Below are 2,357 nucleotides of genomic sequence, written 5' to 3' on the forward strand. Positions count from 1 at the left end.
GGCAAGCGCGGCAAGCCATGGACGGCAAACGCGCCACTGCCGGGCGGCGATTTCCCGGCCACCGGTTTCGATGCCGAGGTGGCGAAACTGAAAACCGCCTACCCGTTCCTCGACGCGCGCTTGGCCCGCCGGCTGACCAGGCTCTACGGCACCCGCGCAAGGATGCTGTTGGGGCTAGCCAAATCGAATTCTGATCTCGGCCGTAACTTCGGCGCTGATCTTTACGAGGCCGAGGTGCGCTATCTCGTTCAAAACGAATGGGCGGTCACATCAGAAGATGTATTGTGGCGCCGGACCAAGCGCGGTCTGCATCTCAGCCGCGAGCAGGTGGCGGCGCTCGATGAATTCATGCGCGGTATAAGCCGGCGCCATGTCGCGGCTGCCGAATGAAGAGGGGTTTGAGCTGATGCAGAAGGCCTGGGAGGAGGCGTCATGCTGGAACTGAGAAACGTCACCAAGACGGTTGGTGCGGTCGAGCATATAAGCGACGTGTCGCTGACGCTCCAGCACGGCTCGCTCAACGTCCTGCTCGGACCTACGCTCTCCGGCAAGACCAGCCTGATGCGGCTGATGGCCGGCCTCGATGTGCCGACCTCCGGTTCGATCTGGTTCGACGGCCAGAATGTCACCGGCGTGCCGGTGCAGAAGCGCAAGATCGCCATGGTCTACCAGCAGTTCATCAACTATCCGGCGATGACCGTCTATGAGAACATCGCTTCGCCGCTCCGGGTGGCCGGCACCGATCAGGCCAAGATCGACAAGGAAGTGCGCGATGCCGCCGCACTTCTCAAGCTGACACCCTATCTCGACCGCACGCCGCTCAGCCTGTCCGGCGGCCAGCAGCAGCGCACCGCACTGGCGCGCGCCATCGTCAAGAACGCCAGCCTGGTCCTGCTCGACGAACCGCTCGCCAATCTCGACTATAAATTGCGCGAAGAGCTGCGCGCCGAGTTGCCCAGGATATTCGCCGCCGCTGGCACCATCTTCGTCTATGCAACGACCGAGCCGCACGAAGCCCTGCTGCTCGGCGGCAACACCGCCACGCTTTCCGAAGGACGCATCACCCAGTTCGGACAGACCATCGAGGTGTTCCGCAAGCCGGCCGACCTGGTGACGGCCAGGACGTTTTCCGATCCACCGCTCAACACCATCGTGCTCGCCAAGAAGGGCCGGGATTTCCTGCTCGAGGGTGGCGTCAACCTGCCGGTGCCAGCCGAGCTCTCCGGCATTGCCGACGCCATCTATACGATCGGCTTTCAGCCGCATCATCTGTCGCTCGAGCGGCCCAACGCGGCGGCGGTGCCGGTACGGGCCAAGGTGACGATCACCGAGATCACAGGGTCGGAGAGCTTCATCCATCTCGATTTCGCCGATGCGCGCTGGGTCATGCTGACCCACGGCATTCGCGATTTCGAGCCTGACGAAGTGGTCGAGGTGTTCATCGATCCACGCCACATCATGGTTTTCGACGAGCACGGCCGCGCCGTGAGCGCGCCGAAGCTGGCGGCTTGAGGGGAAAGAGATGGCGCGCATCGACGTCAACCATGTCAGGCATTCCTATCTGCCCAACCCGCAGAAGGATTCCGATTTCGCGCTCAGGGAAGTGCATCACGTCTTCGAGGACGGCGGCGCCTATGCGCTGCTGGGGCCCTCGGGCTGTGGCAAGACCACGCTGCTCAACATCATTTCGGGATTGCTGCACCCCTCACACGGCCAGTTGCTGTTCAACGGCAAGGACGTGACCAATTTGTCGACGCAGGAGCGCAACATCGCGCAGGTGTTCCAGTTCCCGGTCATCTACGACACCATGACCGTCTACGACAATCTGGCTTTCCCGCTGCGCAACCGCGGCGTGCCGGAAGCAGATGTCGACCGCAAGGTGCGCGAGACGCTAGAGATGATCGATCTGGCGTCCTGGGCGAAGAAGAAGGCGAGGGGCCTGACCGCCGACCAGAAGCAGAAGATCTCGCTCGGCCGCGGCTTGGTGCGCTCGGATGTCAACGCCATCCTGTTCGACGAGCCGCTGACCGTTATCGACCCGCATATGAAATGGGTGCTGCGCTCGCAGCTGAAGCAGCTGCACCGCCGGTTCGGCTACACCATGGTCTACGTCACCCACGACCAGACCGAGGCGTTGACCTTCGCCGACCAGGTGGTGGTGATGTATGATGGCGGTATCGTCCAGATCGGCACGCCGGCCGAACTATTCGAACGGCCGCGCCACACTTTTGTCGGTTATTTCATCGGCTCGCCCGGCATGAACGTCATGCCGGTGGCGATCGACGGCAAGACGGCAAAATTGGGTTCGCAGCGGATCGAACTGCCCGGCGTGCCCAAGGCTGGCAGCGGCACCGTCG

General features: G+C 62.7%; 3 protein-coding genes. All 3 read left to right on the top strand.

The features are described from left to right. A partial coding sequence (locus EN935_RS31490; protein WP_281040373.1) for a glycerol-3-phosphate dehydrogenase C-terminal domain-containing protein occupies nucleotides 1-390 on the top strand: 390 nt, incomplete at its 5' end. Nucleotides 391-432: 42 nt separating this feature from the next. Continuing rightward, a complete protein-coding gene (locus tag EN935_RS31495; protein ID WP_109669136.1) occupies nucleotides 433-1,512 on the top strand; it encodes an ABC transporter ATP-binding protein in 1,080 nt (359 codons plus the stop codon). Nucleotides 1,513-1,522: 10 nt separating this feature from the next. Further along, nucleotides 1,523-2,357: ABC transporter ATP-binding protein (locus EN935_RS31500; protein ID WP_164771508.1), on the top strand; the 835-nt coding region annotated here is incomplete at its 3' end.

Origin of the sequence: Mesorhizobium sp. M7D.F.Ca.US.004.03.1.1 (assembly GCF_003998635.1) — a bacterium.
GTDB classification, from domain to species: Bacteria; Pseudomonadota; Alphaproteobacteria; order Rhizobiales; family Rhizobiaceae; genus Mesorhizobium; species Mesorhizobium loti.

Excerpts from the sequence above, each read along its gene's own strand:
- EN935_RS31495 (WP_109669136.1), top strand. The coding sequence starts at position 433 with ATGCTGGAACTGAGAAACGTCACCAAGACGGTTGGTGCGGTCGAGCAT.